Raw genomic sequence first — 6,416 nt, forward strand, 5'->3', positions numbered from 1 at the left:
CGACGGCCTCGGCGACGCGCTGCGCGTTCCCGCCGGCGCCGACGCGGCGGCCGCGGCGAAGCTGGCCCACGACGTGCTGCAGGCCTCGCGCCGCCGCCTCGAGCGGGCGGAGTTCATCGCCTGCCCGTCGTGCGGCCGGACCCTCTTCGACCTCGTGGAGACGACGCGCCGCGTGCAGGCCCTGACGGCGCACCTCAAGCTGAAGATCGGCGTGATGGGGTGCGTGGTGAACGGGCCGGGCGAGATGGCCGACGCCGACTACGGCTACGTCGGCTGGGGCGAGGGGAAGGTCGCGCTCTTCGTCGGCCGCACGATGGTCGAGCGGGACATCCCGTCCGCCGACGCGCCGGCGCGCCTGGTGGAATTGATCAAGTCGCGCGGGCAGTGGACCGATCCGCCGGCGCCCGCCTCGCGCTGAGGCGGGACGCCGGACGAGGCCTCGCGCGCCGAGTCCGCGCGCGCCGAGGCCGCGCGCCGCGCGGCGTCAGTAGATCGGCGCGTCGGCCTGGTTCTCGAAGCGCGCGAACTGCTTCACGAAGAAGAGGTCCACGACCCCCGTCGGGCCGTTGCGCTGCTTGGCGACGATCAGCTCCGCCTTCCCCTCGAGCCCTTCGGCGACGACCTTCTCCTTCTCCTTGACGTAGACCTCGGGGCGGAAGATGAACATCACGACGTCGGCGTCCTGCTCGATGGCGCCCGACTCGCGCAGGTCGGAGAGCTGCGGCCGATGGTCCGACCCGCGCCCTTGGTCCGGGGCGCGGGAGAGCTGCGAGAGGGCGAGGATCGGCACGTCGAGCTCCTTGGCGATCGCCTTGAGCGAACGGCTGATCTCCGACACCTCCTGCTGCCGGCTTTCGATCCGCGTCTCCAGCTTCATCAGCTGCAGGTAGTCGACGACGATCAGCCCGAGCCCTTCCTCGTGCTTGAGCCGCCGCGCCTTGGCCAGCAGCTCCATCGGGCCGATCCCCGGCGTGTCGTCGATGAATATCTTCGACGAGACGAGCGTGGTGTAGGCGGCCCCGACGTTGTCCCAGTCGTCGTGGGCGAGGCTGCCGGTGCGCAGCTTCTGCAGGTCCACGCAGGCCTGGCTGGAGAGAAGGCGGTAGAAGAGCTGCGGCGACGACATTTCGAGGGAGAAGACGCCGACCGTCGCGCCGCCCTTGACCGCCGCGTTCTGGGCGATGTTCAAGGCGAGCGCCGTCTTGCCCATCGAAGGACGCGCGGCGAGGATCAGCATGTCCCCCTTCTGCAGGCCGGAGAGCATCTTGTCGAGCCGGTCGTAGCCGGTGGAGAGGCCGGTGACGAGCTCGCGCCGCTCCGACATCTCCTCGATCTGCTGCAGCACCGCGCCGCCGACGTCGCCGATCGGCTGGAACCCCTTCTTGCGCCCCTCCTCGGAGAGCGTGAAGAGGTTCTTGATCCCTTCCTCGAGCACGTCGGCCGCGGGGCGGACGCCGGCCGATGCTTCGCCGCGCAGCTCGTCGGCCGCGCCGAGGACCGCGCGCAGGAGCGAGCGGTCCTTGACGATCTTGGCGTAGTCCGGAACGTTCGCCGCGCGCGGCAGGCCGGAGATCAGCGAGCCGATGTAGGCGTCGCCGCCGGCCAGCTCGAGCTTGCCGATCCGCAGCAGCTCGGCGCGCAGCGTGACCGGGTCGATCGCCTCGCGCCGTTCGGCGAGGTCGATGAAGGCGCGGAAGATCGCGGAGTGCGCGGAGCGGTGGAAGTCGTCCGGCCGCAGCGTTTCCGTCGCCGCGTAGTACGCCTCCGGGTCGAGCAGGATCGCGCCGAGAATCGCGCGCTCCGCTTCCTCGTCCCACGGGAGGCGGATCTCGCCCGGCACGGCCGCCGGCCGGGCGTAGCTCTGGTCCAAGTTGGCCACCGAGGTCCCTCGAAATGTCGGCGCCCGCCGAGAGCGGGCCGAGAAGCATGCAGTCTACAATACAGATGGCCGCGGAGGGCCGGTGAGAGGATCGCGACGGGCTCGTCCCGCCGAGGAAAGTCCGGACTCCACAGGGCAGCGCGCTGGGCAACTCCCAGGCGGGGCAACCCGACGGAAAGCGCAACAGAAAGCACACCGCCAACGGCGGGCGGCGCGGAGGCGGCTTCGTCGGTTCCGGCTTGTTCGCGGGAACCGAGGAAGCCGCCCCCGAACCGCCCGTGCGGGCAAGGGTGAAAAGGTGGGGCAAGAGCCCACCAGCGTCCCGGGCGACCGGGCGCTCGGCAAACCCCGCGCGGAGCAAGACCAAATAGGGAGGCGATGGCGTGGCCCGCGCCGCCTCCGGGTAGGTTGCTTGAGACGGCGGGCGACCGCCGTCCTAGAGGAATGATCCTCCCCCGCAAGGGGAACAGAATCCGGCTTACGTCCGACCATCCGCGGCCACTTGCGATTTGGGGGACGACACCGGCGATGACGCCCGACAAGGAGCGACTGAACGGCCTGCGGCGCGAGGTCGAGGCGGAGCTGGAACAGCTCGCGCCGCGGCTCGACCGCCTGGCCGCCGACCTGCACCGCCACGCGGAGCCCGGCTGCCGCGAACTCGACACCGTCGCGCGGATCGCCGGCGAACTCGAAGAAGAAGGGTTCGCGGTCGAGGCCGGCGTCGCCGGTCTCGCCACGGCCTTCCGCGCGGAGAAGGGAAACGGCGCGCCGCGGATCGCCTTCCTCGCCGAATACGACGCGATTCCCGGGCTCGGCCACGCCGCGGGACACAACCTGCTCGTCGCCGCCTCGCTCGGCGCCGCGGCGGCGCTGGCGCGGGTCGCGCGCGGCCCGCGCGGCTCGGTCCTCGTGATCGGCGCGCCCGGCGAAGAGACGATCGGCGGCAAGATCGTGCTGCTGCGGCGCGGCGCGTTCGACGACGTGGACGCCGCGCTGCTCGCGCATCCCGGCGCCGAGGACTCGGTCGAGACCTCGAGCCTCGCCTCGTGGTCGCTCGAGGTCACGTTCGAGGGGCGCGAGGCGCACGCCGTGATCGGCCCGGAGCGGGGGATCAACGCGCTCGACGCGGCGATCCAGCTCTTCGTGGCCCGCGACGCGCTCCTCTCCTCGCTCGCCCCGGGAACGCGGATTCCCGGCGTGATCCTCGAAGGGGGCGTGCGGCCGAACCTCGTGCCGGCGCGGACGCGGGCGCGCTTCTCGCTGCGCGCGACGAGCGCGGCCTACCTGCACGACGTCGTGCGGGTCCGGTTCAACGAGATCGTCGAGGGGGTGGCCCGCGCGACGCGGACCCGCTTCACGATCCGCCCGGTGGACAACCTCTACGACGAGCTGTTCGACAACCCGGTCCTCGCCGAGCTGTACGCGGCGAACGCGGCGCGCGCGGGGCTCGCGCCGCGCCGCGGCCCCGGGGCGACGGTCGGCTCGCTCGACAGCGGCGCGCTCTCGCACCGCGCGCCGGTGCTTCATCCGTTCTTCCGCGTCGGCGACGGCTCGCTCGCCACCCACACCCGCGCCTTCGCCGCCGCGTCCGCGACCCCCGAGGCGTTCGCCGCGGCGCGGCGCGCGGCCCTCGCGCTCGCCCTCACCGGGCTGGACCTGCTCGTCGATCCCGACGCGCTCGACCGCGTGCGCGCGGCGCACGCCGCGGCCCGGCGTCCCTCGTACGGCGCCGAGGCGCCGCTGATCGACCAGGCCGAAGACGAGGCCGCGCCGTGAGCGCGCGGCGGATCGTCGCCCCGGCGCCGCTCGCGCCGGGGGCGCGGATCGCCGTCGTCGCGCCCGGTTCGTCGGTGCGGCCGGAGGCGGTCCGCGCGGGGTTCGAAGCCCTCCGCTCGTGGGGGCTGGAGCCGGTGGCGGGGCGCTCCCTCTTCGCGCGCCGCGGCGACCTCGCCGGCCCCGACGAAACGCGCGCGGCCGATCTGGCGTGGGCGTTCTCGGACCCGGCGATCGACGCCGTCTGGTGCGCGCGGGGCGGGTGGGGCACGGCGCGTCTGCTGCCGTTGCTCGACCTCGGGCGCATCGCCGCCTCGCGCCGCTGGCTCCTCGGCTTCTCCGACGTCACCGCGCTGCAGGCCGCGCTGCTCGACCGCGGCCTCGCCAGTTGGTCGACGCCGCTCGTCGCCGAACTGGCCGATCCGCGGCGCGCGGTCAAGGCCGACCTCAAGGCCGCGCTCTTCGATTCCGCGCGGCCGCGCGTCTTCCGTCCCGGCGCGCGGCGCGCCCTCGCGCCGGGGAAGGCGGAAGGAACGCTGGCCGGCGGCTGCCTCAGCGTGCTCGTCGCCTTGGCCGGCACGCCGTGGGCCCCGAAGCTGCGCGGGCGGATCGTCGTCCTCGAGGACGTCGGCGAGGCGCCGTACCGGATCGACCGCCTGCTCTGGCAGGGGCGCGCGGCCGGGCTGTTCGACGGCGTCGCGGGGCTCGCCTTCGGGCAGTTCGTCTCCTGCCGCCCGTATCCCGGGCGACCCTCGCGGCCGCTCGCCGCGGTCCTCGCCGCGCACGCCCGCGAGATCGGCGTCCCGACGATCGCCGGCCTGCCGGTCGGGCACGGCCCGCGGCCGCGCGCGCTGCCGCTCGGCTACAAGGCGCGGCTCGACGCCGACGCCGGCCTGCTCGAGGTCGTCGCGCCATGAACGGACCGATCGTCGCCTTGCGGCTCGCCTACGACGGGACCGACTACGCCGGCTGGCAGTGGCAGCCGAACGCGCCGACCGTGCAGGGTGTCCTGCAGCGCGCGCTCGACGTCGTGCACGGCGTGCCCGAAGGAACCGTCTCCGTCTGCGGCGCGGGGCGGACCGACAGCGGCGTGCACGCGCTCGGACAGGTCGCGAGCTACCGGCCGCCGACGTCGCGCTCCCCCGAAGAGCTGGCCTTGGCGCTCCTTTCGCTGCTGCCGGAGGACGTGCGGGTCCTCGCCGCGTGGAACGCGCCCGAAGGGTTCCATCCCTGCCGTTCGGCGACGGGGAAGATCTACCGCTACCGGATCGTCAACCGCGCGCTCGCCCTGCCGTTCGAGACGCGCTGGGCGTGGCGCGTGCCGAAGACGCTCGACGTCGCGGCGATGCGCGAAGCGGCCTCGCAGCTGACCGGGCGGCGCGACTTCGCGGCCTTCGCCACGGCCGGCGGGCAGTCGAAGACGACGGTCCGCACGCTGCGCCGTCTCGACGTGACGCCGCGCGGCGACAGCTCGATCGAGGTCGAGGCGGAGGGGGACGGCTTCCTCTACCGGATGGTGCGCAACCTCACCGGCTTCCTCGTCGAAGTCGGGACCGGCCGCCGTCCGCCCGACGACGCGGCGCGCGTCCTCGCCGGCCTCGACCGCGGCGCGGCGGGGCGCACCGCGCCGCCGCAAGGCCTCTGCCTGGTCCGCGTCCTCTACTGAGCGATTTCGGCGGCGCCGCGTTTCGGCCGGCGAAGCGGCGGGCGCGGCGTCGGAGCCGTCGAAGGAGACACGATGAGCCTCGTCTCGCCGCGGATCGGTCTGGTCGTCGCGTCGGCGATCTTGGTGGGCGCCGCGTTCCCGCTCGCGGCCGGCGCCGCGTCGGCCGCGCCGCCGCCGAATCCTTCGCCGTCGGCCGCGCTCGACAAGCTGTCGCCGGCGACCGAACGCACGCAGGTGATGGTTCTCGGCACGTTTCACATGCGCGAGCTCGAGGGCCGCTTCCGGCCGACGATGGTGAACGCGCTGCTCGATCGCCTGGCGGCGTTCAAGCCGGACGTCGTGGCGGTGGAGACGCTGCCCGGTCCCTTCATCCACGAGCTCGAGCTTCGGCGCGACGCGACCTCGATCCACGCGGAGCTGCTGGACGGCTTCGCCGGAACGCAGCTCGCGCTGGGACACGAGGCCCAGAGCCTGCTCAAGATGGACATGATCGCGGCCTCGAAGGCCGCGGCGGCGCCGACGCCGCGCCCCGCCGATTCGTCGGCGCTCGTCCGCCGCGCGTTGCTGAGCCTCGCCGCCTACGATCTGCCCGACGCGCTCCTCGCGTGGTCGGCGGCGCCGCCCGCCGATCCGGCCAGGGCGCAGGTTCCCGCCGCGCTCGCGGCGAAGCTCGACGCGCAGCTGGCGCGCGTCAACGAGGTTCAGGTGGTGGCGCTTCCGTTGGCGCGGCGCCTCGGCCATGCGGAGATCGCCGGCGTGGACGACTTCGAGGCGCCGGAAGCGATGGAGCCGCTCCTCCCCGCGCTCGAGAACCGCGGAAAGGAGTCCCCGCTCTTCGCCGCCGTCGGGAAGGCGGCGGTCTACGAAGAGTCCGAGAGGCGGAAGCAGGCGGCCGTCGCCGCGGGGGACCTGCTGCCGTATCTGCGCTGGCTCAACTCGCCCGCCTACGCGGCCTTCGACGTGGACGCGCAGTGGGGCGTTTTCCTGCGCGCGCACCTGAAGAGCGGGGCGGACCGCGGCCGGCTCGCGCTCTGGGAGAACCGGAACCTCAAGATCGCGGCGCGGATCCGCGCCCTGACGGCGCGCTACGTCGGCAAG

General features: G+C 73.8%; 6 protein-coding genes and 1 other RNA gene. 6 read left to right on the plus strand and 1 reads right to left on the minus strand.

Annotation, left to right across the window (positions count from 1 at the left end; translation table 11 throughout):
* The coding region (locus tag LLG88_08620) for a flavodoxin-dependent (E)-4-hydroxy-3-methylbut-2-enyl-diphosphate synthase (GenBank protein MCE5246964.1) at nt 1-418 on the plus strand (418 nt) is incomplete at its 5' end.
* Nucleotides 419-484: 66 nt separating this feature from the next.
* Here the strand turns inward: LLG88_08620 and dnaB are convergent.
* The gene (gene dnaB / locus LLG88_08625; GenBank protein MCE5246965.1) at nt 485-1,879 is read right to left on the minus strand and encodes a replicative DNA helicase; all 1,395 of its coding nucleotides are present in this window, start codon (nt 1,877-1,879) and stop codon (nt 485-487) included.
* 74 nt (nt 1,880-1,953) lie between these two features.
* Between dnaB and rnpB the strand changes: the two genes are divergently transcribed.
* The 5 genes from rnpB to LLG88_08650 form a co-directional block, all read left to right on the plus strand.
* Nucleotides 1,954-2,376, plus strand: an RNA gene (gene rnpB, locus LLG88_08630) — RNase P RNA component class A.
* A gap of 31 nt (nt 2,377-2,407) precedes the next feature.
* A complete protein-coding gene (locus LLG88_08635; protein MCE5246966.1) occupies nt 2,408-3,655 on the plus strand; it encodes an amidohydrolase in 1,248 nt (415 codons plus the stop codon).
* On the plus strand, nt 3,652-4,569 hold the full coding sequence (locus LLG88_08640) for an LD-carboxypeptidase (protein MCE5246967.1): 918 nt from the start codon (nt 3,652-3,654) through the stop codon (nt 4,567-4,569). Before LLG88_08635 ends, LLG88_08640 begins: the two co-directional genes overlap by 4 nt.
* Nucleotides 4,566-5,318, plus strand: coding sequence for a tRNA pseudouridine(38-40) synthase TruA (truA, locus tag LLG88_08645; protein MCE5246968.1), 753 nt, complete (start codon nt 4,566-4,568; stop codon nt 5,316-5,318). Before LLG88_08640 ends, truA begins: the two co-directional genes overlap by 4 nt.
* 72 nt (nt 5,319-5,390) lie before the next feature.
* Nucleotides 5,391-6,416, plus strand: a 1,026-nt coding sequence (locus tag LLG88_08650; GenBank protein ID MCE5246969.1) for a DUF5694 domain-containing protein, incomplete at its 3' end; no start/stop codon positions are given.

This window comes from bacterium (assembly GCA_021372775.1).
In the GTDB taxonomy this organism is placed as follows: Bacteria; Acidobacteriota; Polarisedimenticolia; order J045; family J045; genus JAJFTU01.

Coding starts and splice junctions, on each gene's coding strand:
- truA (MCE5246968.1), top strand. CDS start 4,566: ATGAACGGACCGATCGTCGCCTTGCGGCTCGCCTACGACGGGACCGAC.
- LLG88_08635 (MCE5246966.1), top strand. CDS start 2,408: ATGACGCCCGACAAGGAGCGACTGAACGGCCTGCGGCGCGAGGTCGAG.